General features: G+C 65.5%; 26 protein-coding genes and 1 pseudogene. All 27 read right to left on the bottom strand.

What is annotated here, in order from left to right:
• Positions 1-1,072 (bottom strand): annotated as a pseudogene (locus M8997_RS14120) (hypothetical protein); the annotation flags it as partial.
• A gap of 194 nt (positions 1,073-1,266) precedes the next feature.
• Entirely contained in the window at positions 1,267-3,561 is a 2,295-nt protein-coding gene (locus M8997_RS14125; RefSeq protein ID WP_252597206.1) for a hypothetical protein, read from the bottom strand.
• 511 nt (positions 3,562-4,072) lie between these two features.
• A complete protein-coding gene (locus M8997_RS14130) occupies positions 4,073-4,582 on the bottom strand; it encodes a cytochrome c-type biogenesis protein (RefSeq protein WP_250014606.1) in 510 nt (169 codons plus the stop codon).
• A gap of 40 nt (positions 4,583-4,622) precedes the next feature.
• A complete protein-coding gene (locus M8997_RS14135; RefSeq protein WP_250014608.1) occupies positions 4,623-6,689 on the bottom strand; it encodes a heme lyase CcmF/NrfE family subunit in 2,067 nt (688 codons plus the stop codon).
• Complete coding sequence (gene ccmE, locus M8997_RS14140) at positions 6,686-7,129, bottom strand: cytochrome c maturation protein CcmE (protein ID WP_250014610.1); 444 nt, start codon at positions 7,127-7,129, stop codon at positions 6,686-6,688. Before ccmE ends, M8997_RS14135 begins: the two co-directional genes overlap by 4 nt.
• Positions 7,130-7,131: 2 nt before the next feature.
• Entirely contained in the window at positions 7,132-8,289 is a 1,158-nt protein-coding gene (gene ccmI / locus M8997_RS14145) for a c-type cytochrome biogenesis protein CcmI (protein ID WP_250014612.1), read from the bottom strand.
• 117 nt (positions 8,290-8,406) lie between these two features.
• On the bottom strand, positions 8,407-8,835 hold the full coding sequence (locus M8997_RS14150; RefSeq protein WP_250014615.1) for a hypothetical protein: 429 nt from the start codon (positions 8,833-8,835) through the stop codon (positions 8,407-8,409).
• Positions 8,836-8,924: 89 nt separating this feature from the next.
• Positions 8,925-10,226, bottom strand: a complete 1,302-nt coding sequence (locus M8997_RS14155) for a sensor histidine kinase (protein WP_250015412.1) — start codon at positions 10,224-10,226, stop codon at positions 8,925-8,927.
• 124 nt (positions 10,227-10,350) lie between these two features.
• Positions 10,351-11,022: a response regulator transcription factor gene (locus M8997_RS14160; protein WP_250014617.1), complete on the bottom strand. Its 672-nt coding sequence runs from the start codon at positions 11,020-11,022 to the stop codon at positions 10,351-10,353.
• A 12-nt stretch (positions 11,023-11,034) separates the two neighbouring features.
• Complete coding sequence (locus tag M8997_RS14165) at positions 11,035-11,286, bottom strand: hypothetical protein (RefSeq protein ID WP_250014619.1); 252 nt, start codon at positions 11,284-11,286, stop codon at positions 11,035-11,037.
• Positions 11,287-11,375: 89 nt separating this feature from the next.
• Complete coding sequence (locus tag M8997_RS14170) at positions 11,376-11,594, bottom strand: hypothetical protein (protein WP_250014621.1); 219 nt, start codon at positions 11,592-11,594, stop codon at positions 11,376-11,378.
• A 15-nt stretch (positions 11,595-11,609) separates the two neighbouring features.
• Entirely contained in the window at positions 11,610-15,458 is a 3,849-nt protein-coding gene (locus M8997_RS14175; RefSeq protein WP_250014623.1) for a glycoside hydrolase/phage tail family protein, read from the bottom strand.
• A gap of 60 nt (positions 15,459-15,518) precedes the next feature.
• Positions 15,519-15,956, bottom strand: coding sequence for an NlpC/P60 family protein (locus tag M8997_RS14180; RefSeq protein WP_250015414.1), 438 nt, complete (start codon positions 15,954-15,956; stop codon positions 15,519-15,521).
• 32 nt (positions 15,957-15,988) lie between these two features.
• Positions 15,989-16,888: a DUF2163 domain-containing protein gene (locus tag M8997_RS14185; RefSeq protein ID WP_250014625.1), complete on the bottom strand. Its 900-nt coding sequence runs from the start codon at positions 16,886-16,888 to the stop codon at positions 15,989-15,991.
• Positions 16,885-17,514, bottom strand: a complete 630-nt coding sequence (locus tag M8997_RS14190; protein WP_250014627.1) for a DUF2460 domain-containing protein — start codon at positions 17,512-17,514, stop codon at positions 16,885-16,887. Before M8997_RS14190 ends, M8997_RS14185 begins: the two co-directional genes overlap by 4 nt.
• Before the next feature lie 35 nt (positions 17,515-17,549).
• The gene (locus tag M8997_RS14195) at positions 17,550-18,086 is read right to left on the bottom strand and encodes a phage tail tape measure protein (protein ID WP_250014630.1); all 537 of its coding nucleotides are present in this window, start codon (positions 18,084-18,086) and stop codon (positions 17,550-17,552) included.
• Positions 18,071-18,304 carry a rcc01693 family protein gene (locus tag M8997_RS14200; RefSeq protein WP_256473317.1) on the bottom strand — a complete coding sequence of 78 codons (234 nt, stop codon included), beginning with the start codon at positions 18,302-18,304 and terminating at the stop codon, positions 18,071-18,073. The genes M8997_RS14195 and M8997_RS14200 overlap by 16 nt, the downstream gene beginning before the upstream one ends.
• Entirely contained in the window at positions 18,301-18,642 is a 342-nt protein-coding gene (locus M8997_RS14205) for a gene transfer agent family protein (protein WP_250014632.1), read from the bottom strand. The genes M8997_RS14200 and M8997_RS14205 overlap by 4 nt, the downstream gene beginning before the upstream one ends.
• Positions 18,639-19,052, bottom strand: coding sequence for a phage major tail protein, TP901-1 family (locus tag M8997_RS14210; protein ID WP_250014634.1), 414 nt, complete (start codon positions 19,050-19,052; stop codon positions 18,639-18,641). The genes M8997_RS14205 and M8997_RS14210 overlap by 4 nt, the downstream gene beginning before the upstream one ends.
• A gap of 58 nt (positions 19,053-19,110) precedes the next feature.
• A complete protein-coding gene (locus tag M8997_RS14215; protein WP_250014637.1) occupies positions 19,111-19,515 on the bottom strand; it encodes a DUF3168 domain-containing protein in 405 nt (134 codons plus the stop codon).
• Positions 19,512-19,658: a hypothetical protein gene (locus M8997_RS14220; protein WP_250014639.1), complete on the bottom strand. Its 147-nt coding sequence runs from the start codon at positions 19,656-19,658 to the stop codon at positions 19,512-19,514. The genes M8997_RS14215 and M8997_RS14220 overlap by 4 nt, the downstream gene beginning before the upstream one ends.
• Positions 19,655-19,990: a phage head closure protein gene (locus M8997_RS14225; RefSeq protein WP_250014640.1), complete on the bottom strand. Its 336-nt coding sequence runs from the start codon at positions 19,988-19,990 to the stop codon at positions 19,655-19,657. The genes M8997_RS14220 and M8997_RS14225 overlap by 4 nt, the downstream gene beginning before the upstream one ends.
• The gene (locus M8997_RS14230) at positions 19,990-20,568 is read right to left on the bottom strand and encodes a phage head-tail connector protein (RefSeq protein WP_250014641.1); all 579 of its coding nucleotides are present in this window, start codon (positions 20,566-20,568) and stop codon (positions 19,990-19,992) included. Before M8997_RS14230 ends, M8997_RS14225 begins: the two co-directional genes overlap by 1 nt.
• 271 nt (positions 20,569-20,839) lie before the next feature.
• On the bottom strand, positions 20,840-22,081 hold the full coding sequence (locus M8997_RS14235; protein ID WP_250014642.1) for a phage major capsid protein: 1,242 nt from the start codon (positions 22,079-22,081) through the stop codon (positions 20,840-20,842).
• Positions 22,081-22,665 (bottom strand): HK97 family phage prohead protease, encoded by a 585-nt coding sequence (locus M8997_RS14240; protein WP_250014643.1) that lies wholly within the window; start codon positions 22,663-22,665, stop codon positions 22,081-22,083. Before M8997_RS14240 ends, M8997_RS14235 begins: the two co-directional genes overlap by 1 nt.
• Positions 22,655-23,023 carry a DUF6107 family protein gene (locus M8997_RS14245; protein WP_250014644.1) on the bottom strand — a complete coding sequence of 123 codons (369 nt, stop codon included), beginning with the start codon at positions 23,021-23,023 and terminating at the stop codon, positions 22,655-22,657. Before M8997_RS14245 ends, M8997_RS14240 begins: the two co-directional genes overlap by 11 nt.
• Entirely contained in the window at positions 23,023-24,204 is a 1,182-nt protein-coding gene (locus tag M8997_RS14250) for a phage portal protein (RefSeq protein WP_250014645.1), read from the bottom strand. The genes M8997_RS14245 and M8997_RS14250 overlap by 1 nt, the downstream gene beginning before the upstream one ends.
• Positions 24,205-24,216: the final 12 nt, after the last annotated feature.

Consider the following 24,216-nt stretch of genomic DNA (forward strand, 5'->3'; position numbering starts at 1 on the left):
CTATCGTCGCCTGCACCGTGGCCCCGCTGAGATCCACCAGCTTGCCATTGGCCTCACTGGCCTTCGTATCCACCGCGTCCAACTGCTTCATATTGACGGCATCGGTGTCGGCCTTGCCCGCGGCGACCTTCGAGATGACGGTATCCTTCAGCACCAGCTTTGCGCCGTGCTTGTCCGTCTCGTCTATCTTGCCGTCGTTGTTGGTGTCCGTCGGCGTGTATTGCACGGAGGTCCTGCCGAGGTCGTTTATGCCCTCATAAGCCGCATGGAGCTGATCGCCATTGACGGCATCCGTGCTGCCTGCCTTCACCCGGCCCGGCGCGAGATTGACGATCTGGCGGGTCTCGGCAGGGGAAATTATCTTTACCACCTCGCCCTTTTCGTTCGACCTGTTGGTTTCCGAATACGTCCTGCCTATACTGACCACGCCAACCGGCGCAGGATTGCTCAGCGTATAGTCCTTGCCGTTCAGCGGGAACGTCGCCGGGGGCGATATCGCAGCTTCCGTGGTGGCGTTGGAACCAAGCGCCACGCTGTACGCGTTCGCGGCCTTCGCGTTCCAGCCGATGGCGATTGCGGCATCACGCTCTGCAGTTGCCTTATAACCGATAGCCTGGCTCACTGTAGCCTTCGCATTTGCATCCCTACCAAGTGCTACAGCACTAACGCCATCGGCCTGTGCATCCACACCAATGGCGTTCGCGCCCTCACCTGTTGCCTTCGCATCCCAGCCAATGGCGATTGCGGAGACACCGCTTGCAGTTGCCTGAAAGCCGAGAGCCTGGCTGGCGTAAGCCTTCGCCTTTGCTTCCCAACCAAGTGCTACAGCACTAACGCCATCGGTCTGTGCTCTCCCACCAAGTGCTACAGCACCAACGCCATCGGCCTTTGCTTCCCAACCAAGTGCTACAGCGCCACCGCCAATAGCCTGTGCATCTTTACCAATAGCGCTCGAGTACTGACCTGTTGCCTTCGCATTCCAGCCGATGGCGGTTGCTGCTTCATTCCAGGCGTTCGCCTGCCTGCCGATAGCGACCGCCCCTTTGACGGTAGCATTGGCTTCAAAGCCCATGGCAACGCCGTCATCGATCGCCTTTGTTCCCTCGCCGATCGCGATGGCCGCGCGGTGGATTATCTCCGTCGCGCTTGCGCCCTCACCTGTTGCCTTCGCTTCATTCAGCGCCTTCGCTCCCTCGCCGATCGCGATGGCCGCGGGGGGGGGTGTCACCGTCGCGCTTGCGCCCTCACCTGTTGCCTTCGCTTCATTCAGCGCCTTCGCTCCCTCGCCGATCGCGATGGCCGCGGGGGGGGTGTCGCCGTCGCGCTTGCGCCCTCACCTGTTGCCTTCGCTTCATTCAGCGCCTTCGCTCCCTCGCCGATCGCGATGGCCGCGGGGGGGGGTGTCGCCGTCGCGCTTGCGCCCTCACCTGTTGCCTTCGCTTCATTCAGCGCCTTCGCTCCCTCGCCGATCGCGATGGCCGCGGGGGGGGGTGTCGCCGTCGCGCTTGCGCCCGAGCCAATCGCTATTCCGTTTTCTGCGCTGGCTTCCGCTCCCGCTCGAATCAATGTTTCTCCGGCCACACTCACTGTCGTAGCACCGCCGATCGCGACGGCACCGCGAACAGAGGCCTTTGCCTCGCTGCCGACAGCAGTCGCCGCGTCACCGCTGGCCTGTGCATTCTCACCAAGGCCGATTGCCTTCGCACCTCCGGCGGCGGAACCCAGCCCCAGAGCCAAGCTCGCCCCCCCAGTAACCTCATCGAGCCTGGTCTTCACACCATCCGCCGTGGTCTTCACAGTATTGAGCTGGCTGAGATTGACCGCATCACTATCCGCAGTGCCGGCGGCAAGGTTGCTGATGCGCTTCGACTTGGCATCATAGACCGTCCCGTTGAAAAGCAGCGCATTGTTGTTCAGATTTTCAAGCACGCGATCCAATGCCTGGATGCCGCCGAGAAAGGTCGTCGGCTGAACGACATTCTTGTCAAGCCCATCCTTGCCGAGACTGGTCAGGCCGAATGCCGGGACGTCAAACTTGCCATTGGTGAAGCCGACGCCAAGCGCGGCGCCGAGCGTCTGCGACGCCGTGCCGAGGTCCTTTATGCCCTCATAAGCCGCATTGAGCTGATCGCCATTGACGGCATCCGTGCTGCCGGCCTTCACCCGGCCCGGCGCGAGGTAGATCATCTGGCGGGTCTCCGCTGGTCGTTCCTCCATTTGCGGATTTCCGCTTGCGTCCAGTATCCGCTCGCCTTTAGTGCCCAATTTCGGCGCTTTATATGCTGCCGTACCAAGGGAGACTACGCCGACCGTTTTTGGATATTGAAGCGTATAGTCCTTGCCGTTCAGCGGGACGGTTGCTGCAGGCTCGGCTACGGGCTCGGTGGCAGCGAAGGAACCAAGCGCCACGCTGTACGCGTTCGCGGCCTTTGCGTTCCAGCCCACAGCGGTCGCGGCCTCACCGCCTGCCTTGGCAAATCGACCGACAGCGGTCGCGTTCATGGCGGCGGCAGCTTCATAGCCCATGGCAACGCCGGAATCGATCGCCGTCGCTCCCTCGCCGATCGCGATGGCCGCGCGTTCGATTATCCCCTTCGCGCTTGCGCCCGAGCCAATTGTTATTGCGCCTTGTGTAGCGGCGTCCGCTCCCGCTCGAGTCACTGTTTTTCCGGCCACACTGACTGTCGTAGCACCGCCGATGGCGATGGCTCCGCCAGCAGAGGCCTTTGCGTCCTTGCCCATGGCGGTCGCAGCTTCGCCGCTTGCATTGGCAGAGTCACCGACAGCAGTTGCAGTCTTGGCAGAGGCCTTTGCGTTCCAGCCCACAGCGGTCGCGGCCACACCGCTTGCATTGGCAGACTCACCTACAGCAGTTGCAGTCTTGGCAGCAGCAGAGTCAGCGCCCATGGCAACGCCGGAATCGATCGCCTTTGCTCCCTCGCCGATCGCGATGGCCGCGCGCTCGGTTGTCGTCGCCGCGCTTGCGCCCGAGCCAATTGCTATTGCGTTTTGTGCGCTGGCTTCCGCTCCCGCTCGAGTCACTGTTTTTCCGTCCACACTGACTGTCGTAGCACCGCCGATGGCGATGGCACCGCCAGCAGAGGCCTTTGCGTCCTTGCCCATGGCGGTCGCAGCCGCTTCGCTTGCCTTTGCACCTGCGCCGAGAGCCAGGCTGTTTTCTGCCACCGCATTTGCTTCCCAACCAAGTGCCGTAGTCCTGGCCCCCCTGGCCACTGTAGTCCGGCCGATTGCGATAGAATCTTCACCATCAGACTCTGTTCTCTGGTACTCAACCGGAGTACACGCGCCTATCGCGATTGAATGAATTTGCTTGGCTATGGGGGAACGGTCATGGGAAGCACATTTGCCAGATCCGATGGAGAGCCGATCCCACAGATTCGGCGTTGCTGAAGTAATTTCCGCGTCACCGACAGTATGATCTGCCCTTGCTCCACCCGTTGCGATGGCGATGCCCCCCAGCGCCAGGCCGACAATCGCCAGCATGCCGAGGCCTTTTGCGCGCTTCGGGCCGAGGCTGCGGCAGGCAAGGCGCAGCAGCACATTGAGCCGGCGGCGGGCCGAGCGGCTGTCGGCCGCGGCGGCCAGCCAGTTGCCGGCGCGGCGCACCGCGCGCAGGGTCGAACGGGAAACGCAGGCAGGGCTCAGGCTAGCAAACATGAAACAACTTTCGTACTGAAAAGATCGACTAACAATAAAAACAGCGAATGGTATTACTTATATGGTATTACTTATATGGTATTTCTTATGCGATATTACTTGAAATGCCCGGTCTTCACTGTTCGGCGCGCCTGCCACCTGAGACAGGGGCAAGCAACACAGCTTCCGGGAAAAAACCGGGGAAATAATTCGTTGCCGCCGCGCGAGCATCCGATGCGTGTGCGGCTTTGCACCCGCGAATCATGATAGGCCCACCTTAACAGAGTTGCTCTTAAGAGCAGGTCTTGCGAAAGACAACCGGCAATATTGCAACTTGCGTTTAGAATCGCACAAAACTGTAATATTACAATTATACTTTAGTATGAATACTTTGACGAAAGGCCGATGCCGTCGGTCACGACCGGGGGATATCGCCATCATACGGGCGATCTGCTGCGGGCGGCGTCGCATCGCGCAGCAAATGGTCTATCCGCCGCAGTTCATCCTTCGTCAGCGCCGGCACGGGGCTGCTCCTGCGGCGGCGCAGGGCGACGATCATGGCGGCGATGCCGGCAAGCAGCGCGGCGATGGGGAAGCCCCAGAGCAGCACGGTCCTCGCCGACAGGCGCGGCTTCAGCAAGACGAACTCGCCATAGCGCGCAACGAGGAACTCGATCACCTCGCCATCCGTATCGCCTGCAGCCAGCCTTTCGCGCACCAGCCGGCGCAGGTCGCGCGCGAGATCGGCATTGGAATCGTCGATCGACTCGTTCTGGCAGACGAGGCAGCGTATCTGCGCCGATATCACCCGCGCCCGCTGCTCCAGCGCCGGATCCCGCAGCATCTCATCCGGCGAAAGCGCCGCCGCCGCACCGGACAGGACCAGCGCCAGCACGAGAACGATTCCCCGCAGCATCCGTATCATGGGCGGCCCTTCGGCACGCGCGGGACGAGGAAGGCGGACGTCATGACTGCACCGAGCGGGATGCCTGGGCGGTCTTTGCAGCGCCGGTCTTTGCAACAGCGGTCTTTGCCGGCAAGCTGCCGGAGGAAAGGGAACGCCGCGCCGGGGCGCCCACGCGCAGCCGCCGGTCGAGCAGCGAGCAGATGCCGCCGAGCATCATCGCCACCGCGCCGAGCCAGATCAGCGTCACCAGCGGCTTGTACCAGATGCGCACGACGACGCCCGCATCGGGTGCGCCGTCCGGAGCCGGCGTATCGCCAAGGGCCACATAGACCTGGCTGAACAGGAAAGTGGTGATGCCCGCCTCCGTCGTCTGCATCTCGCGCACGGGGAAATAGCGCTTGGCGGCGATGAAGCGCGAGCGCGGCGCGCCCGCGTCGTCCAGCAGGGTGAAATGCCCCTGCTCCTCGGTGAAGTTCGGTCCCTTGACCGGCTCGATCTTCTCGAAGCGCAGCGTGTGCCCGCCTGCCCTGATGCTCTCGCCGGGGCGCATGACGAGCACGCTCTCGGTCGAAAAGGCGGTGGTGGCGACAATGCCGAGCAGCGTGATGCCGAGGCCGAAATGCGCCAGCGCGGTGCCGAACACCGAGCGCGGCAGGCCGGCAAGACGCTGCAGCATCACGCCCGCCCCGGTCTTTCCCCGGCCGATCCCGGCTTTCAGAGCGAGATCGGTGAGCGCGCCGAGCATGAGCCAGGCCGCGAGGCCGATGCCGAGGGCGGCAAGGACGGCGCTGGCGGACGTCTGGTAGAGCACGGCCCCGGTCACCAGCAATGCGATGAGGAAGGCGGTCATCAGGCGCTGGCCGACGGCGAGAAGATCGCCGCGCTTCCAGGCCAGCAGCGGGCCGAAGGGCACGGCGGCCAGCAGCGGCAGCATCAGCGGGCCGAAGGTCAGGTTGAAGAAGGGCGCGCCGACGGAAATCTTCTCGCCGGTCAGGGCTTCGAGCAGCAGCGGATAGAGCGTGCCGACGAGAACGGTGGCCGTCGCCGTCGTCAGGAACAGGTTGTTCAACACCAGCGCGCCCTCGCGGGAGATCGGCTGGAACAGGCCGCCGGGCGCCAGCGTGCCGGCGCGCCAGGCAAAGAGCGCCAGCGAACCGCCGATGAAGATGACGAGGATCGCCAGGATGAAGAGGCCGCGGCCGGGATCGGTGGCGAAGGTGTGGACCGATGTGAGCACGCCCGAACGCACGAGAAACGTGCCGAGCAGCGACAGCGAGAAGGTGAGCAGCGCCAGAAGCACGGTCCAGATTTTCAGCGCCGAGCGCTTTTCCATGACCAGGGCGGAATGCAGCAGCGCCGTGCCGGCCAGCCAGGGCATGAAGGAGGCGTTCTCGACGGGATCCCAGAACCACCAGCCGCCCCAGCCGAGTTCGTAATAGGCCCAATAGGAACCCATGGCGATGCCGCCGGTGAGGAATATCCAGGCCGTCAGCGTCCATGGCCGCACCCAGCGCGCCCAGGCGGCATCGATGCGCCCGTCGACCAGCGCGGCAATGGCAAAGGAGAAGCAGACGGAAAAGCCGACATAGCCGAGATAGAGCAGCGGCGGATGGATGGCGAGGCCGATATCCTGCAGGATCGGGTTGAGGTCCCTGCCCTCGATCGGCGCCGGCTCGAGCCGGGCAAAGGGGTTGGAGGTCGCAACGATGAAGAGGAGAAAGGCAGTGCCGATCCACGCCTGGACGCCAAGCACATTGGCCTTCAGCGTTTGCGGCAGATTATTGCCGAACAGGCCGACCAGCGCGGTGAAGAAGCTGAGGATCAGCACCCATAGCAGCATCGAGCCCTCATGATTGCCCCAGACGCCGGTGAACTTGTAGAGCAGCGGCTTCTGCGAATGGGAGTTCTCGAACACGGTCTTCACCGAGAAATCGGAAAGCACATTGGCCATGGTCAAGGCGGCGAAGGCCAGCGCCACCAGCGCGAGGACGGTCAGCGCGGCAGGCGTGCCGACAGCCATCAGCCGCTCGTCGTTGCGGCGCGCGCCCAGCATCGGCAGCACCGACTGGGCCAGCGACAGCACGAGAGCGAGGATCAGCGCGAAATGCCCGAGTTCAACCATCATGGCTTCGGTTCCTCCCGCCAGACGCCCTTGGCCTTCAGGCCATCGGCCACGTCCTTCGGCATGTAGTTTTCGTCGTGCTTGGCAAGGACGCTGTCGGCGACGAAGGCCCCGCCCTCGGCAAAGCTGCCTTCCACCACCACACCCTGCTCCTCGCGGAAGAGATCGGGCAGAATGCCGTCATAGGTCACGGCGATGCTCTTTGCCGTATCGGTCACCGCGAAGCTGATGCGGCTGCCCGGCCCGCGGCTCACGGACCCCTTCTCGACCAGCCCGCCAAGGCGGAAGCGCGAGCCGGAGCTGACATCCGCCGCCTGGATATCGGACGGCATGCGGAAGAAGGCGATCCTTTGCTGGAGCGCGAACAGCACCAGCCCGGCGGCAATAGCCAGCACGAAAAGCCCGCCGCCGATCACCGTCAGCCGTTTCTGCTTGCGCGTCATCCTCATTCCTCCGGTGCATCGACGAGGCCAAGTTCGGCCGCGACCGAATCCAGCCTCGCCGCGTCTTCGGCAGCAAGCGCCTGCTTCGCCCGGCCCAGCGCCGCCAGGGCGTCGTTCGGGCGGTTCAGCACCACATAGGAACGGACGAGCCGCTCCCAGCCTTCGACGTCGTCGGGAGACTTTTCCAGTTTTTGTGCCAGGCTGACAACCATGCCTTCGATCATTTCCGCGCGATCCTGGCCGCTCATGCCGGCTGCCGCCTCGATCTCGGCGCTGCTCGGCCCCGTCCGCTCCACGTCGCTGACATCGGGCGCGTCGCCGTCGATCTGGTCGTCGAGCCGCGTCAGCGCAGCCTGCGCCTGCTCGCGCCAGGGCACGTCGGCCGGCGCCTTGGCGAGAAGCTCGCGGATCATGTCGCGCGCCTCGGTCAGGCGGCCCTGCTGCATCCAGCCGTCGATGATGAAGAATTGCGGCCGCATGTCCTGCGGGTCGAGCTCCAGAGCCCGCCGGAACACCGCTTCGGCCTCCGGCGTCACCTTGCCGCCCGCCGCCTGCGTCATCGCCTGGCCAAGGCCGAGCTGCCGCGCCGCGCTGTCGCCCCGGATGCGGATGGTGTTGCGATAGGCGGTGACGGCATCGGCCGGGCGCCCCATGCGCAGATAGATCGGCGCCAGCACTTCCCAGCCCTCGCCATCATCCGGATTGAGCTTGAGATGCGCCTCGGCCCGCGCCACGAGCTCGGCCGGCGTCGCCTGGTCCGCCGGCTTGGACAGGCGTTCCGCCAGCGGCTGCGCCGGAAGCTCCGGCGAACCGAGATTGGTATAAAGCGCCCAGGACAGCGCCGGGATGGCGATCACCGTGACCAGCGTCACCCATTCGCGCGTCGCGCTCTTCACCGGGCGCACCACCGCTTCCTCGGCCGCGGCCATGCGCGCAGCCTCGATCAGCCGCCGGCCGATCTCGGCGCGCGCCTGCTCGGCACTCGTCGCATCGATCAGGCCGCGCCTCTCGTCGGCATTCACTTCCACGAGCTGGTCGCGATAGACTTCGACGTCATGCTGGCTGTCCACCGCCGGCGGGGCGATGCGGCGAGTCAATGGAAGCAACACCATCAGCGTTGCGCCGACAGTCAGCAGGGCAGCGACAATCCAGAAAATCATGAAGGAGACATAGCCCCAACTAAAGCCGTAAGCCAAACGGATTTGAACGATAGGGCAATTCGCCGCAAAGCCCGGCGGGTCGCCAGCGTGGCGGAATCGAACGCCAGATTCGGGTCGTCAGGTCAGGGGTGTCCAGCTGCCGTCTTCATTGCGGCAGGCGGTGCCTCTTGCCGATTGCGGCGCACCGTCGATCCGCACCGTATGGGTGTATTGGCGGCAGTTCTGCGAGCCGACCTGATAGGGCTGGGCGGCCACGACCTCGCCGACGCGATTGCCGCTCTTGTTCTTCCATTCGATGCTCTTGCCGGCAGCCGAATATTCGAGCGCCCTGTATTCCGCCTGCAGCGCCAGTTCGCGATCGTCGGCCGAAAGCGCGACCTTGCTGCCGATCAGGCCATTGCCGAGCGCGGCAACGACGCTCGTATCGGAGCGACCGCTGCCGGTGAGCCTGCTCAAGGGCCCGCCGCCCGATTTGCCCGCGGAAGTCGTCGAGCATCCACTCACGCCGGCAACGGCAAGCAAGGCGACAGCAATCTTCAATTTCATAATTCGTCCGTCCAATCATTCGTCATTGCTTTATGGCGCGAGGCGCGAGGCCTTGCAAGCTGCTATTCGGCGGCTGGCCAGCGTCTTGATCAACCGGCCGCCGCCGGCAGCACCAGCCGCGCCCTGAGGCCGCCCAGCGCCTCGCTTCGCTCCAGCTGCAGCCTGCCGCCATATTCCCGCACCGTATCGTTGACGATGGCAAGGCCGAGGCCGGTGCCGGGCTTGCTCTCGTCCAGCCGCTTGCCGCGCGCCAGCGCATCCTGGATCTGGCCCGGCTCCAGCCCCGGACCGTCATCCTCGACGCTGATCTCGAAGCCATGTTCATTGTCGGCGAGCGTGAGGCGGATGACCTGATTGCCCCATTTGCCCGAATTTTCGAGGAGATTGCCGACGATCTCCTCCAGATCCTCGCGCTCGCCGGCGAATATGGCGTGATCCATGTAATTGTTGAACTGCACGTCCTTGTCGGGATTGAGCTTGGCCGTCACGCGCACCAGCCGCTCCAGTATCGGCGTCACCGGCGCGCGGAAGACGACGCTGTCGCGCTGGGCGGCGACGCGGGCCCGCTGCAGGTAGTGCTGCACCTGCATCTGCATGGCGGCGCTCTGTTCGGCGATCAGCTTGCCCTCGGCGCCGCCAATGGCGCGGCTCTCGTTGACGAGCACCGAAAGCGGCGTTTTCAGCGAATGGGCGAGATTGCCGACCTGGGTGCGCGAACGGTCCATGATGCGGCGATTATTGTCGATGAGCGCGTTCATCTCGCGCGCCAGCGGCGCGATCTCGTCCGGAAGGTTCTCGTCGAGCCGCGACACCTTGCCCTCGCGTATGTCGCCGAGCGTGCGGCGGACCCGGTCGAGCGGGCGCAGGCCGAAGAGGATGACGGCGGCATTGATGAGCGTGCCGCCAAGGCCGAATATGCCGAGATAGAAATAGAGCGTATGGCGGAAATCGGCGATCTCGCCCTCGATCTCGCCAAGATTGCCCATGACGCGAAACCGCGCGACGCGATTTTCCGCATCGAGCACGACTTCGGTCTCGACGACGGAAAGCTGCTGGCCGTTCGGCCCGGTCTCGATATAGCGGCGCTGGAAGGAGGTGTCGAAGGGAACGTTCAGGGTCGACGGGGAATCGATGTTCCTTTCGCCGAGCGATACGGAACGGAGCGAGCCCTTGAGATTGTCGGCCGCCGGCTCGACCGACCAGTACCAGCCGGAGAGCGGGCTGGAATAGCGCACTTCGCCGGGGTCGGGGCGTCCCGCCAGGTTGCCGTCATTGACGCTGACCGAGGCGATGACGCTGAAGAGATGGGCCGACAGCAGTTCCTCGAAGCTCTTCAGCCGGGCCTCGCCATAGAGCGCCGAGATGATCGTGGCGATGGCGACGAAGGAGATGATCGTCCACAGCGTAGAGAGCGTGATGACCCGCAGCGACAGCGATCGAATACTGGGAAGATAGTTGGTCAACCGGATTGCCACGCGTTGCCCCGCTTTGCACGACCGGTGCCCTCAGCCGGGCTCAGGCCTTGCCGCCCTGTGATTTCATTCGATAGCCCATGCCGCGGATGGTCTCGATCATATCCAGGCCCATCTTCTTGCGAAGACGGCCGACAAATACCTCGATCGTATTGGAATCCCTGTCGAAATCCTGATCGTAGAGATGTTCCACCAGCTCGGTGCGCGAAACGACCTCATCCATGTGGTGCATGAGATAGGAGAGCAGCCGGAACTCGTGCGAGGTCAGCTTGAGCGCGGTGCCATTGACGGTCGCCTTCGAGGTCTTGGTGTCGAGCCGCAGCGGCCCGCAGGAGATTTCCGCCGAGGCATGGCCGGCGGCGCGGCGGATCAGGGCCCGCAGGCGCGCCAGCACCTCCTCGATGTGGAAGGGCTTGGCGACATAATCATCGGCGCCGGCATCGATGCCGGCAACCTTGTCGCTCCACCGATCGCGCGCGGTCAGCAGGAGGACCGGCATTGCGCGGCCTTCGCGGCGCCATTTCTCGAGCACGGTCAGCCCGTCCATCTGCGGCAGGCCGATATCCAGTACCACCGCATCATAGGGTTCGGTATCGCCGAGGAAGTGCCCCTCCTCGCCGTCAAAAGCCTTGTCGACGACATAGCCGGCATCGGTCAGGGCTTCCACCAGCTGCCGGTTCAGATCGCGATCGTCCTCAACGACTAATATTCTCATATGGGCTGTGACCTACTTCGCCGGTACCGCCACTTCGACCCGGCGGGGCCGCTCGCCGTCCCTGCCCGGAATGAGCACAACCACCACGCAGACCTCTTTGCCGTTCTGGACGACCGAGGTCGCGCGGGCAAGGGTGCCACCTTGCGATTGCGCAACCTGTTCACCCACCGCCGAACAATCCGCAGCCAATGCAGGGCTGGCGAATGCGACGCCAGCGACTGAGATCAAACCCGCTAAGGGGAAGGAGAAAAATACGTGTTTCATGGCGTCATTACTATCGGATGCTGTCTGAACGATGAATGAACAGTTGGGTTGCGTTGATCAGAAATGCCATAAGCGCACGCTTTTTAACATCATATTTCTTTTCGTGAAATGCGTGTTGTCGCACTTATTCTGCCGAAAAGCGAAATGACGCCGCAGATCGCGGTGAGAAAACCAATGCTGATATCGACAAGCGCGGCAGTATCGGGAATCTCCGGCGAGGCATCGAGAAACCGCGTCGACGACAGGGCGATGGTGCCGATGGCGCCCCAGACGGTCCTCGACCGGTGCCATGATTTTTCATTGGTCATTGTAAAATACTCCTCTTAAATGATTGATATCAAGCCATTATTGCCAGGTACCAGCCGGCGCCGCAGCGCGATGCCGGGGCCGACGGCCGCCGAAATCATCGCGATGGAAATCTCGAACGGCGCCGTCAGGCTTCCAAGGTCGGCGCGGCGGCTCCCCGCCGGGTAGAGCCAATGCGCGGCCGCGACTTCCTCGACGCGCGTTGCGATGCCGCCGAGCCCGACCTCGATCCGGTAGGCTTCGCCTGCCTCGCCGAGCGGGATATCGGCGGCGATCCAGTCATCCGCATCGAGCCGGCCGCGCCGCACCCATGTCAGCCGCAGATCCCCATTCGGCTCGGCCATGGCGCGCAGATGCACCGGTGCGAGCGGCAGCAGCGCCCGCATGCCGCCGGTCGCCGCCTCCGTGGCATAATACTGGTCGCTGAACACCTCGCCCGACGCACCGACACGCCAGTTGATCGCCAGCCCCTTCTCCCGGCCTTTCAGCCCGGCCGGCGCAACGGCATCGTCGAGCAGGATGAACGTGGCACCCGCATCGCGCGCCTGCGCCGCCTCGTTCTCGGTGCCGCATTGCCCCCTGAGAAGTCCCTTGAGCAGCCATTCGTCGGGCGCGACTTCCTCGGCGGCGAGAAACTGGAACAGCTCCCAGCCGCCATCCGCCGTCCCGAGCAAGGCCGTGTTCGCGCCAATGAAAAGATGGGCGGACGAGACCGAGGCGAGTTCGCCGTGGAAGAGCCTGACCCGCGCCTCCATGCCCGGCAGCATGCGCCCGCTCGTACCGGGCGGCAGCGGTGCCGTCAGCTCGCCCATCGTCGCGCAAAGGTCGAGCCGGCTGCGCAGTTCGAATCCGGTCCCGGTCGGCGAAGCGAATATATCCGCCCCGCCCCACGGCCGCGCCAGGGCCGCGATGCGGAATTGCCCGGCGCTGTCCTCGACGCCCGGCCACATGGGCAGGTCCGCCATCCGGTAGAAGGGCCGCCCGCGCATGCCCGTGCTGCTCCGTGCCGTCACTGCCGGCAAGGCGGCATGAACCGCATGGCGCACATGCTGCGGCAGCGCCCGCGCCTCGATGCGCCGGGCAGCGCCATCCTCGATGCTGGTCACCACATAGTCGCGCGGCACCACGGAACCTGCCAGCCGCACCTTGTCGCCCACCCGCAGCCGCGCCTGTTTCCACGGCACGGCGAAACGGGCGCTGTGCCGGCCCGCCCTTCGCCGCTGCATCCATTCTTCGGCCAGCATGCGCGCCGCCGCCGGTTCCAGCATGGCCGGCACGGACAGGCTGTTGATGCCGCGCCCGTCCTGTCTTTCGGCAAAGGCGAGACAGGTCTGGTAATCCAGCATCGGGTCGCGATAGCCGATCTCGACCCGCGCCGGCTGATCGAACATCTCCTCGATGCGGCGGCTCGGGCCGGAATCGTCATCCTCCTCCACGAACTCGTCGAGGAGGGTTATCCGCCTTGCGGTGCGGGCTTCGCTGCGAAAGACCAGATCGCCCGCGCTTTCGAAGGCATTGACGCCATGAAGCTGCAACAGCGGTTCCAGCGCGGCGCGCACGCTCGAAGGTCCGTCGATGACATAGCCGCCGACGAAGCCGTCCGCCCCCTGCGTATCGAAATTCCTGATGCCGAAATCGGAAAGGATGGCGCCAAGCAGTTCATCGAGGGCTGCGCCGGACAATCTTCCGTTCAGCCAATGGCCGGTCATCCAGTTGTTCCCGTCCGCCCACAGGCTGCGGTTGAGCGGAAATTCCGGGAATGGCCGCGTGTCCCAGGCCCAGACATAGATCCGCTCCCGGTCCACCATGTCGCGATAATGATAGGTGAGATGCGCGCGCAGATAGCGGTTCTGCGCGAGATCGCTGCGCGTCGCATCGGAGTGCCAGGGCAGGCTGCCTTCCGAGGAGACGGCATCCGGGAAGACGTTCGGCTGGTTCGGCCCCTTGTCGACGGCGGGACAGCCGAGCTCCGTGAACCAGATCATCTTCGATCGCGGCCGCCAGGGCGAACGGCTTTCGATGCCGCCGATATGGTTCATGTGCGGCCGGCTCCACCAGGAGGCCATGTCCTTGAAGCGATAGACCCAGCCGCGCCCCTCGCCATCGCCGATCGGCGTGCGCCGCCGCGCCTGCCTGTCCCCGGTCGAAGCGTAGTACCAGTCGAACCCCTCGCCGGCCTCGATCTGGCCCGACAGCGCCTCGAGATCGTAGGGCGCCGCAAACCCGTCCGGATTGGCGCTGCCGTGATCCTCGTCGCGCCAGTCGCTCAGCGGCATGTAATTGTCGATGCCGACGGCATCGATCGCCGGATGCGCCCAGAGAGCGTCGAGATTGTAGAACACGTCCCCCGACCCGTCCTGCGGATGATGACCGAAATATTCGGACCAGTCGGCGCCATAGGTCAGCTTGCAGGCGGGACCGAGGATCGCCCGCACCTCCCCGGCCAGCCGGCACAGGCCCCTGACGAAGGGAAAATCCCCGGCCGCGTCGCGGATCATGGTCAGGCCGCGCAGTTCCGAGCCGAGCAGGAATGCTTCGACGCCGCCGGCATATTGGGCGAGATAGGCGAGATGCAGGACGAAGCGGCGATAGCCCCAGTCGGCGCTGCCGCCCCGGAAGGTGACGCCGTCATCCTCCACCCGGAACGCGCCTGCCTCCGCCGTGCCGAGGAAAGCCGACACCTGGCCGGCCGCGGCATCGGTCCGATTGCTGCTGCCCGGACGATAGGGCGCCGGATGGCAGGTGATGCGCCCGCGCCACGGATTGACCGGCTGGCGCGCCCCGCCATGGGGATCGGGCAAAGCATTGTCCGCCGGCACGTCGAGCATGATAAAGGGGTAGAGCGTGACCGAAAGCCCCCGCGCCGCCGCATCCCTGATGGCGCCGATGATGCTGGCATCGGACGGCGTGCCGCCATAGACGGCGCTGCCGTTGATCCGCGACAGGAGATGCGCCTGCCCACGGCCGACGCCGCCGGCCTTCCATTCCATGCTTTCGCCATGGCCATGCCTGTCCATGACAGCGGGCCTGATGCGGCATTCCCCCGCCCGCAGATCATTGCCGAACCAGGGCACGATGATTGCCACATGCCGGAGGTTGGGGCTCAGCGCCTGCAGTTCGTCCATGGACGCCTGCCAGTCGGTCGCCGCGCAGAGCGAGGCCCGGTTGAGGCTCCGCGTTTCGCCTTTGGAAGGCTCGTCCACCACCGCCCGCGGCGACAGTCCGAATTCGGTGGCGCCCGGGATGAGCGCGACTGCCGTCAGCCCCTGCGCCACATCGCCCACCGCCCGGATCACCTCGAACTGGAATTGCGGGATCCGCCCGCCGAATTCATCGAGCGGAATGCGATCGAAGACCACATAGGCGGTGCCGCGATAGGCGGGTGCGTTGTCGGCGCCCTGCTTGGCCTCGATCAACGGATCGGGCAATTGGCGCTCGCTGCCACGGTAGACGCGGATGGCGGCGCGCGTCTGGTCATATTCCTTGCCATCGGCCCAGATGCGGCGGATATGGCTGATCTCGCCTTGCGCCACCGCCATGGCGAAATTGCCGAAATAGCTGTATTCGGTCAGTTTCGGGCCGCCTTTCGCGCCACGGCGCTTGCTGGTGCGGACCTCTTCATGACGCGTTGCCCAGATGAGGACGCCGGAGACGCGAGCCGTGCCGTAGATGCGCGGCAGCGGCGCGCCTTCCTCCGCGATCGTCGGACGCATCGGCGCCAGGCGCTGGCCTTCCATGTCCCGCCCGAACAATCGCTGGTCGATCATATAGCCGGCGACGGATGCGGCAGCCGTGCCGAGCGCGGCGGCAAGGGTGCCGGAGCCGAAGGCGTAACCCGCCAGCGTCGTCAATACGAGCGTTGCCATGGATGACGTGCTTTCTGCGTTGGAGATAATGCAAGGATCAGTTGCGCCGGTCCTGTTCGTTCAACTGCCGATCCGATCCGGAAAGGCAAAGACCGCGGCGATGCGGCGGCGCCATTGCGGCGCGAGCGTGGACAGCATGACGCTGTGGCCCTCATAGGCATGGATGAAGCGCGTCTCGTCCGCGAGCAGCCCGAGATGCTTGGCCGCGACGCCGTCACGCCAGCGGAAGACGAGCATGTCGCCCGGCGCAGCAGCGGCGAGCGGACGCTGCTCCATGTGGCGGCGCGCCGCGTCCAGCAGGGGTTCGCCCTTGCCGGCTTCCGCCCAGTCGGCGCTATAGGGGGCGATGGCCTGCGGCTCCGCGCCATAGAGCTGCCGCCAGATGCCGCGCACGAGGCCGAGGCAATCGCTGCCGACGCCGCAGGTCGAGGCGCCATGCCGATAGGGCGTACCCAGCCAGCGCCGCGCCTCGCACAGCGCCTCCTGCGCCCGGCTCATGTCCCGGCTCGGGGCGAGGCTCATGTCCCGGCTCATGGCACCAGCGCCCCGCCGTCGAAATTGTCGCGGCCATTGGCAAAGCTGTAGATCGCATCATTGCCGGGAAGATGCGGAAAGCCCCTGAAATTGATGCCATTGCCGAATTTCGCCCGGCATTGGGCAAAGCTCTTGTCGCAGCCCGGCATGAGGACGATCGCATCCCCCGGCTTCAGCCCGGGCGCTGGCGTGTCGCGCAGGCCGAGACGCAGCTGCGCTCCCCATGCCAGCTGGTTGACGACGACCGTGCCGCCGCCGCCCGGCAGGCGAACCGCGCCATTGACGAACCAGCCATTGGGCGCAGCGACGCCGGAAACGATGATTTCGCGGTCGGAGAGGATTTCGGCGACGATGCCATTCTGGCTGCCGCCCTGGCCGCTACGGGCATAGCCGCAGCGCGCATCGCCAAGCTGCGCATCGCACAGCCGCTTGACGCAACGCCCGTCGACCTTGTCGAGATCGACGGCGCTGCTCTTCATTTCCGCCACGAAGCGCCCGCCGGCGCGGCTGATCGTGCCAATGCGCGACGTGCGCAGCAGCATGTTCTGTTCGGGCGCCATCCAGTTGACGAGATGGGTCTCGACCGTCGCCCCGTCGAAAAGCCCGTTCTCGATGTCGACCTCCGCAATGCCCGGCGCCGACAATGCGCCCTCGATCTCGGCGCTGTCGACGCTGAGCCCGAGTGCGCTGGTCGCCTCGCTGGCGCTGAGCCCCGTCTGCGGTTCGCAGTCCACCCGGGCGATCCGAATCGTGCGATCATGATCGGTGAAGCCGAAGACGCGCCCGTCGCGGCGGCGCATGATCCAGCAGAAACAATGGCTTGTCACATCGCCTGCAAGATTTGATTCAAGCTCCCCGGCCGCCCTCGTCGCCCTGGTCTCGGTCTTCCTGTTCATGATTTCACCTCGATGATCGGTATTGACGGGATATTGCCGGCCCGGAAGGATTTGATGCAGGCACTGAGCTGGTCCGTATCGAAGCGCACCGGCACGTCGAAGGCGAAGCCGGCGGTGATGCGGGCCGATGCCTGCGGGATGGCATGGGCCTGGAACAGCACCCGCCCCGTCGCGCCGTCGACGCTGAAATGCAGCCCTGCCCGCTGCTCGATCCCGCCGACGGTCACGCGCACCGTCTCCACCCTCGGCCTGGCGATGTGGCGCGCATAATCGCCATAGCGCTTGACCAGCTGGAACTCCGCGCGCTTGCCATCGCCTTCGCCGAGCAGCTGGTCCAGCGGCGTCGGCAGCTTGCCGCTGGCGCAGGAGAGATGATCGAACGGGTCCTGGAAGCGAAACGCGTGCAGGGAGCCGCGGCGCGCCTCGAAGAAGGCCATCACCGCTTCGAGGTCGGCCAGCGAGCGCAGGCCGGTGCCGACATCGTAGCGCCGGCGCGACTGGGCCCAGCGGGCGTTCCGCTGTTCGCGGCCCGAGGTCAGCTGCACGATCTCATTGCGCCATTCGGGACCGCCGCTCGCGCCAAAGGAGACGGCGGCCGGAAACCGGACATCGTGGAAAGGTGTCATCGTCAGCCCCTGTCAAACGGAGTTCGCCCAATGAATCAGAGCGTCAGCGCGCCGCGCCGTGCCGCGCGGGCGAGCATGCCCGTCAGCTGCGCTTCCGATTTGCGGAAGGATGCGGCGTCGGGCGTGCTGACATTGAAGGTCACATGCACGGCAACCCCTCCGCCCGCGCCTGCGACGCCGAGACGGCCATCGGCGCCGCGCGCCAGCGGCATGATCGCCTCCGGCCCCGCCTCGCCCATCAACCCCAGCCCGCCGCCGAACAGGGTCGGGCTGTCGACCACGCCGCCCTTGGCGAAGGCCTTGACCGGCGCCTTCATGCTGCCGAACATGCCGGCGAGCAGGCCGCTCATCTCGTTCTGGATCGGCTTCAGCCCGGAACTGAGCGCCATGCTTGCAAGGTTCAGTCCGAGCTGGCGCAGCACGTCGCCAAAACTCTGGCCGCTCGTCGCCGCACTCTTGAAGGAGGTCGTGATGGTGCGGCCGAAGAGATCGGCCTTGCGCTGCAGATCGTCCAGCGCGCCGTCGAAGCCGCTGGTATCGACCTTCATTCTCACATTCATATCGTCGGACATTCCGAAACATCCTCATCCGGGAAATCGCGCATCAGGCGCAGGAGATCGGTTCGGGCGGGCGGCGCCGAATTGGCAGCGCCCGGCCGGTGGCAGGCGGCGTTGAGCTCGCGCGGGGTCATCGCCCAGAACGCGCGCGGCGGCAGCCGCAGCAGTCCGAGCCCGGTCGACATGATGCGCCGCCAGGGGAAGGGCTCGGTTGTTTCCGCTGCGGAATTCAAGGGTTTGGCGGTGCTTCCTGCGGATCTGATTCACCAAAGGTGGCATGGAGCAAATCGGCGACGATGCGGGCAAAGCCAGTCGCGCCGCCCTCCGTGCGCATCGCGGCGACCGCCTCCGGCTCGACCTGCATGCCGCCGCCGCGCAAGCCGGCCGTTATGATCCGGATCATGTCGCCGGAGGAGAGCGCGCTTTCCGAGAAGCGCTTGAGGAGAACCGCGAGATCGCCTGCCGCGAAAGCGGCTTCCAGCTCCGCCAGCGCGCCGAGGGTCAGGCAAAGCACGCGGCGCTCGCCGTCCAGAACCGCGTCGATCTCGCCCCTGTGCCGGTTCGCCATCATGCCACCTCGGTGAATTGCAGCGGCCCGGCGGATTCGAGCGCGATCTCGAAGGTCATCTCGGCATTGTGCGCGCCGCCATATTCCAGCGCGGTGATCTGGAACAGGCCCTGCAGCAGGCCGAAGCCCGGCAGGATGATCTGCCACAGCGGAATATCGCCCTGGAAGAAGGCCTGACGGAACAACGCATCGGACTGCGCATCCTTGAACAGGCCCGAACCGCCGATCGCCGCGCGCTGCACGGCGCTGCCGGCGAGCAGCTCCCGCCAACGGCCGGCGGAATCCGCATCGGTGATATCGACGGTCTCGGTGTTGAACGCCAGGCGCTTGGACCGCAGCCCCGCACAGGTGACGAAGGCGCCATTGCCATCGGCAATCTTCAACAGGATATCCTTGCCTCTCTGGGCGCTCATTGTCGTTCCTTTCAGATTGATGGGTGGCTTTGGCGGGGGAGAAATGGGCGGCGCCCGCTCAGGCCCCGTCCTCGGTGACGGCGCGGTAGCGCATCGTGCCGCCATAGCCGTCGCGGCCATCCTCGGCGCGCGCCTGCAGCTGCTGCAGGTCGAGCGTGACGAGCCGGTATCGGCCAAGATCGAGCCGCGCCGGGGCCAGCGCCGCCTCGATGGCCGCCATGATCTCATAGGTGGATCTGCGGCCCAGCGCCCGCTGCCAGACATTGATGGTGAAGAGATGCTCCCAGCCGCGCTCCGTCCCGGTGCTGCAATCGTAGATGGCAGCGGGGCCGAGAGCGACATGCGGAAAGGCGGCGCCGGGCGGCACCCGGTCGAATATGCGCCCGCCGACGAGCGCGGCCAGCGCCGGCTCCCCGCCAAGCCGGGCAAGCAGCGCCGCCTGCAGCGCGAGCCCGGCGCTCATCTCGGTTTCCCGGCTTCTGCCGGCGGCGCAGCTTCAACCGTTGGCGCCTGCGGCCGACGCGGCTGCTGCTCCATGGCGGAGACGGAGCGCCAGCGCAGCGCCGTGATCAGGCCGGCAAGCGTCATTTCCATCGTGATCTTCATGCTGTTTCCTCGCGAAGCTGGCAGACAAGATGGCGGCCGGTCTCGTCGAGCTCCTGCACTGACAGGATCTCGTAGATACGGCCGCGCCGGCGCAGGCGCATGCCACGGACGATGCCCCGCCGCATGCGCAGCGTCACCCGGTGCGTCGCCTCGGAAAGTTCGCTTTGCCCGAGCAGGCGCACCGCCGCCGCCAGCGGTTCGACCAGCCCCCAGAAGCGCGCCACCGGCGTCCATCGCAGTTCGATCGCGCCGGTCGCATCGCCGATGGCGGCATAGTTTTCGAGGACAAGCTCATGGCGCAGGCTGCCGGGATCGACGATCGCGGCGGCCATCAGAGCCGCACCATGCGCCAGGCATCCAGCGCGCGCTCGAACGCCGGCGGAAACACCTGCGCAGTAGCCCCATTTTGGCCCGTCCCCTGGCCATGACGGAATTCGTACCACTGCGCCGCAAGGGCCGTGATCGCATGTTTCATCATTTCCGGCACGCCGGCACTGCCGCCGCCGAAGCCGGCGACGAATTCGACATCGACGGCTCTGACCCGCTTCTGCGGCCGGTTGCGCGCGGCAAGATAGACCCGCGCCGGGCGGCGTTCGCGCGCGAGGTGCAACGCATGTTCGGTGATGCTCCCCGGCGTGCCCTCTTCGTCATAGAATGTGACCGAGAGGATGGAGGCAACCGGGTAGCGCGCAATGCGGATGACGCCATGCTGCGGCCAGCAATCGGTATGCAGCCGCCACGTCTGCTTCATCATGGCAATGCCGGTATGATGTTCGAACGTCTCGCGCGCCGCCCGCAGCAGCCGCCCGAGCAATTCGTCCTCGGCATTGCCGTCGAGCCGCAAATATTGCCGCAATTCGTCAAGCGTCACCGGTTCATCGGCCGGTGGCGTTACAATGGTCATGGTCATTTCAAAATATCCTGTCGTCGGAAACGCGCCAATCATGGCCGGCGGCCGTGTCATGCGGGCCGCTGCGGCCGGACCGTACCGGATCATCCAGGACGGGAAATTATGAACCGGCACGGCAATGGTCAATTCGACAATGGTATGAGGTGGGGCATGAGGTGGGCTATGATGTGGGGCATGAGATGGGCCATGAGGCCGAACCGCCCGATGGCGGGACCGGGGCTGCCTGCATGAGTCAGCCCCGGCCGCCAAGCCATTGCTTTCGCAGGAAGAATCAGCCCGCGAAGACCAGAAGCTTGATGGCATCGAAATCCTGCACCCCGCCGCCGACGCGCTTGGTCGTATAGAACAGCACATAGGGCTTGGCGGAATAGGGATCGCGCAGGACGCGCACGCCGACCCTGTCGACGACGAGATAGCCGCGGGCGAAATCGCCGAAGGCTATCGCCGCAATTCCCGGCCCGATGTCGGGCATGTCCTCCGCCTCGGTCACGCCGAAGCCGAGCAGCGATGCCTGTTCGCCCGGCGCGGCCGGCGGCGACCAGAGATAATTGCCGTCGGCATCCTTGAGCTTGCGGATGGCCGCCTGGGTGCGCCGGTTCATGACCCAGTTGGCGTTCTTGCGATAGCCCGCCTTCAACGTATAGATCGTGTCGAACAGGACGTCGGATTCCCCGGTCTTGATGAAGGCTCCCTCGGCGCCGGTCAGGACCGTTCCGATCTTGCCCCATTCCCAGCTCTTCTCCTCCGCCGTGTTGTAGTTGAGGAAGCCGCGCGGCTTGTTGACGCCGTCGCCGGTGACGAAGGCACGGCCTTCCTGCTCGGCAAAGGCGGTCTCGACCTCCGTCGAAATCCATTGCTCGACATCGACCGCGCCATCGTCGAGAAGCGAGGACGTGGCCGCCGGCATGGCATAGAGTTCCATGGTCGGGAACTGCATCTCGGCCAGCACGGAGGTCTCCGTCTGCGGCCGGGCTTCGGTTTCGCCGACCCAGCCCACCGCCGGCCCCTTGATCGAGAACGGCTTCTTCAGCACCATGGAAGAGACCTGCCGTACGCTGGCAAGGGCGCGGATCGGCGATATCTGCGCCAGTCGCCGGCCGATCTCCGTCTCGAGTTCGGCGGGAACGAGATAGCCGCCATCGGGTGCGGAATTGACCGAATGCGCCTTGGCTTCGATGCCGCGCAGGCCGCTTTCATCGCCGCGGCGCACATAATCGTTGAAGGCGCCCTTGTGCTCGAGCGACACGAAGGCCGGCTGCCCCGCATGCAATGGCGGCCGCTCCCGCTTCAGGATCACGCTGTCGAGCGCCCGCTTCTGCTCGTCGAGCGCGGCATTGATGCGGTCCAGCCGCTCCGTCGCAAGAATGTCGAGCCCGGTGCCCTTCTTCAGCTGGGCGATGTTGTCGTCGTTCTGGCGCTTGTATTCGTCGAAGGAGCGCATGAAATCGCCGAACGACTGCGCGACATCGTCGATGTTCTTCGTTTCCGGCGCTATCTGGTTGGTATCGGTCATCATTTTCCCTTTTGGTCGTTGCAGCGGGTTGAATGTTTGAGGCTCATGGCGGCCAGCCGCAGCTGGCGCGCGAGGGCGGCGTCCGAGGCCGCCGCGCCGGTGACATATTTGACCTGGCCGATCCGTGCGGAGGGCAGCATCGGAAAGGTCACGATCGAGATTTCCCAGAGGTCGGCCTCGAATATGCGCCGGGTGCCACGGCCGCCGGGTCCGGACTTTGCCGTGCGGAAGCCGATGGAGAGCCCGTCCACGGCGCCTTGCCGCAGGAGTTCGAGCACATCGCGCGCCTTGGCGGCGCCGGTCGCAAGCCTGCCCTCGACATAGAGGCCGCGGGCATCCTCGCGGATCAGCGTCCAGGCGCCGATGGGCTGGGCCGGGTCGTGCTGCCACAGCATGCGGATGCCGGCGGCGCCGCGCTCGCGCAGCGATTTGCGGAACGCGCCGGGTTCGATCGCATCCTTGCCGAGATCGACCTCGCCGAAGAGGCTGGCATAGCCGGAAAAGCTGCCGTCGGGCGTGACCGTCTCGACCGTCAGCCCGGCATATTTCTTTTCGAGCCTGAGCGCGATCGCCTTAGCCGGCATGGGTGATATCCTTTTCCGTAGAAGGGCTTGCGCCGCCATTCGCAGATTTCGATTCACCGATGCGGGCGGCGAGCCGGGTGAAGATGCCGAGCGCGGTCCAGGCGGCGAGGCTTGCCGCCGCCGCGCCCATCAGCATCAGTTCGCCATCGCCGAGTTCGCCGCGAATGTTGAGTTCCGCCGCGATCTTCACGCCTGCCGCGCCGCCGAAGGCGAGCCCGCAGACGATGCCGACGATGAGCCGTATCGCCGCCTCGCTCTTCTGCTTGGGCAGCATATAGGCCAGTGAAACGGCGGAACCCGCAATCGCGCCCGCCGCCTTTGCCGCCAGCACCCAGGCGGCATCGCTCCAGTTTGTCATCATGGTCTCCTGTCGTTCGGCTTGGCGCGCGGCGAATAGCCGACCGCCTCGCGTTTTTCGTCCTCGTCGAGGAAATCTGCCGCCGCCATGCGCTGCCACAGGGCCTCGCGCTCCTGGGACAGGCCCTCGACCCGGTCGAGGTCGGGCTCCAGCCGCACCGCCGCGCCGAAGCTGCGGCCGAGCCACTGGCTGAAAGCCTTGCTGGTGCGTGTCACCAGCGGGATGACGGAAAGCCGGTAGAACGCGCGGTTCGCCTCGGCATAATTGGCGTAGGTATTGTCGCCGGGAATGCCGAGCAGCATTGGCGGCACGCCGAAGGCGAGCGCGATTTCGCGGCTGGCGGTATTCTTGGCGGCGATGAAATCCATGTCGAGCGGCGAAAGGCCCATCGACTTCCAGTCGAGCCCGCCTTCGAGCAGCAGCGGCCGCCCGGCCTTCGCCGCGCCGGAATAGCCCTCCTCCAGCTCGGTCTTCAGGCGGTCGAACTGGTCCTCGCTCAAGGACCGGCCCTCGCCCGGCGCATAGACCAGCGCGCCGGAAGGACGCGCCGAATTGTCCAGCAGCGCCTTGTTCCAGCTGCCGGCGGCATTGTGGATGTCCAGCGCCATCAGCGCCGCCTCGAGCGGGGCAAAGCCGTAATGATCGTCGAGCGGGTGAAACAGCCGCAGGTGCAGCCCCCGCCCCTCGTCGAGCGGAATAGAACGCTTGCGCGCGCCGGCCTGGTAGTCCAGCGCCGCCGGCCAGCCATTCTCGTCGGCGACGATGCGCACGCGGTCCGGCCGCAGCACATGCAGTTCACCCGCGCCGCCTGCCGCCTGCAGCCGCTCCACATAGGCATTGCCGGAAATCAGCATATGGCCGTAGAGCGTCTCGAAGAAGCTCGACCTGTCGACGCCGCGATGCGGCCGCTCCAGCAGTTCGGCAAGCGGATGGCGCGTCATCTCCCGGTCGTCCTCATAGACGAGCCAGGGAATGGCCGCCGCGGCCTCCGCGAGCTGGCGCACGCAGCGATAGGCGACGGGATTGCGCATGAAGCCCTGCCGCGACAGGCCGGCATAGCCGCCTTGCGACCAGCGCGCCTGGCTGTCGAACTGCAGCGCGACGAGCCCTTGCGCCGTCTTCTGTTGAAGTTGCGGGTTCGCATTCGCGGCGCCCCAGCGCCACGGCCAATGAAGTGCCATCGAATATCCTCG

Source organism: Phyllobacterium sp. 21LDTY02-6 (assembly GCF_023554255.2).
GTDB lineage: Bacteria > Pseudomonadota > Alphaproteobacteria > Rhizobiales > Rhizobiaceae > Phyllobacterium.

Excerpts from the sequence above, each read along its gene's own strand:
- M8997_RS14170 (WP_250014621.1), bottom strand. The coding sequence starts at position 11,594 with ATGACCAATGAAAAATCATGGCACCGGTCGAGGACCGTCTGGGGCGCC.
- M8997_RS14135 (WP_250014608.1), bottom strand. The coding sequence starts at position 6,689 with ATGATGGTTGAACTCGGGCATTTCGCGCTGATCCTCGCTCTCGTGCTG.
- M8997_RS14130 (WP_250014606.1), bottom strand. The coding sequence starts at position 4,582 with ATGATACGGATGCTGCGGGGAATCGTTCTCGTGCTGGCGCTGGTCCTG.
- M8997_RS14250 (WP_250014645.1), bottom strand. The coding sequence starts at position 24,204 with ATGGCACTTCATTGGCCGTGGCGCTGGGGCGCCGCGAATGCGAACCCG.
- ccmI (WP_250014612.1), bottom strand. The coding sequence starts at position 8,289 with ATGATTTTCTGGATTGTCGCTGCCCTGCTGACTGTCGGCGCAACGCTG.
- M8997_RS14230 (WP_250014641.1), bottom strand. The coding sequence starts at position 20,568 with ATGACCATGACCATTGTAACGCCACCGGCCGATGAACCGGTGACGCTT.
- ccmE (WP_250014610.1), bottom strand. The coding sequence starts at position 7,129 with ATGACGCGCAAGCAGAAACGGCTGACGGTGATCGGCGGCGGGCTTTTC.
- M8997_RS14175 (WP_250014623.1), bottom strand. The coding sequence starts at position 15,458 with ATGGCAACGCTCGTATTGACGACGCTGGCGGGTTACGCCTTCGGCTCC.
- M8997_RS14235 (WP_250014642.1), bottom strand. The coding sequence starts at position 22,081 with ATGACCGATACCAACCAGATAGCGCCGGAAACGAAGAACATCGACGAT.
- M8997_RS14210 (WP_250014634.1), bottom strand. The coding sequence starts at position 19,052 with ATGAGCGCCCAGAGAGGCAAGGATATCCTGTTGAAGATTGCCGATGGC.
- M8997_RS14165 (WP_250014619.1), bottom strand. The coding sequence starts at position 11,286 with ATGAAACACGTATTTTTCTCCTTCCCCTTAGCGGGTTTGATCTCAGTC.
- M8997_RS14150 (WP_250014615.1), bottom strand. The coding sequence starts at position 8,835 with ATGAAATTGAAGATTGCTGTCGCCTTGCTTGCCGTTGCCGGCGTGAGT.
- M8997_RS14195 (WP_250014630.1), bottom strand. The coding sequence starts at position 18,086 with ATGTCCGACGATATGAATGTGAGAATGAAGGTCGATACCAGCGGCTTC.
- M8997_RS14240 (WP_250014643.1), bottom strand. The coding sequence starts at position 22,665 with ATGCCGGCTAAGGCGATCGCGCTCAGGCTCGAAAAGAAATATGCCGGG.
- M8997_RS14190 (WP_250014627.1), bottom strand. The coding sequence starts at position 17,514 with ATGACACCTTTCCACGATGTCCGGTTTCCGGCCGCCGTCTCCTTTGGC.
- M8997_RS14245 (WP_250014644.1), bottom strand. The coding sequence starts at position 23,023 with ATGACAAACTGGAGCGATGCCGCCTGGGTGCTGGCGGCAAAGGCGGCG.
- M8997_RS14160 (WP_250014617.1), bottom strand. The coding sequence starts at position 11,022 with ATGAGAATATTAGTCGTTGAGGACGATCGCGATCTGAACCGGCAGCTG.
- M8997_RS14220 (WP_250014639.1), bottom strand. The coding sequence starts at position 19,658 with ATGAAGATCACGATGGAAATGACGCTTGCCGGCCTGATCACGGCGCTG.
- M8997_RS14215 (WP_250014637.1), bottom strand. The coding sequence starts at position 19,515 with ATGAGCGCCGGGCTCGCGCTGCAGGCGGCGCTGCTTGCCCGGCTTGGC.
- M8997_RS14180 (WP_250015414.1), bottom strand. The coding sequence starts at position 15,956 with ATGAGCCGGGCGCAGGAGGCGCTGTGCGAGGCGCGGCGCTGGCTGGGT.
- M8997_RS14185 (WP_250014625.1), bottom strand. The coding sequence starts at position 16,888 with ATGAACAGGAAGACCGAGACCAGGGCGACGAGGGCGGCCGGGGAGCTT.
- M8997_RS14205 (WP_250014632.1), bottom strand. The coding sequence starts at position 18,642 with ATGATGGCGAACCGGCACAGGGGCGAGATCGACGCGGTTCTGGACGGC.
- M8997_RS14225 (WP_250014640.1), bottom strand. The coding sequence starts at position 19,990 with ATGGCCGCCGCGATCGTCGATCCCGGCAGCCTGCGCCATGAGCTTGTC.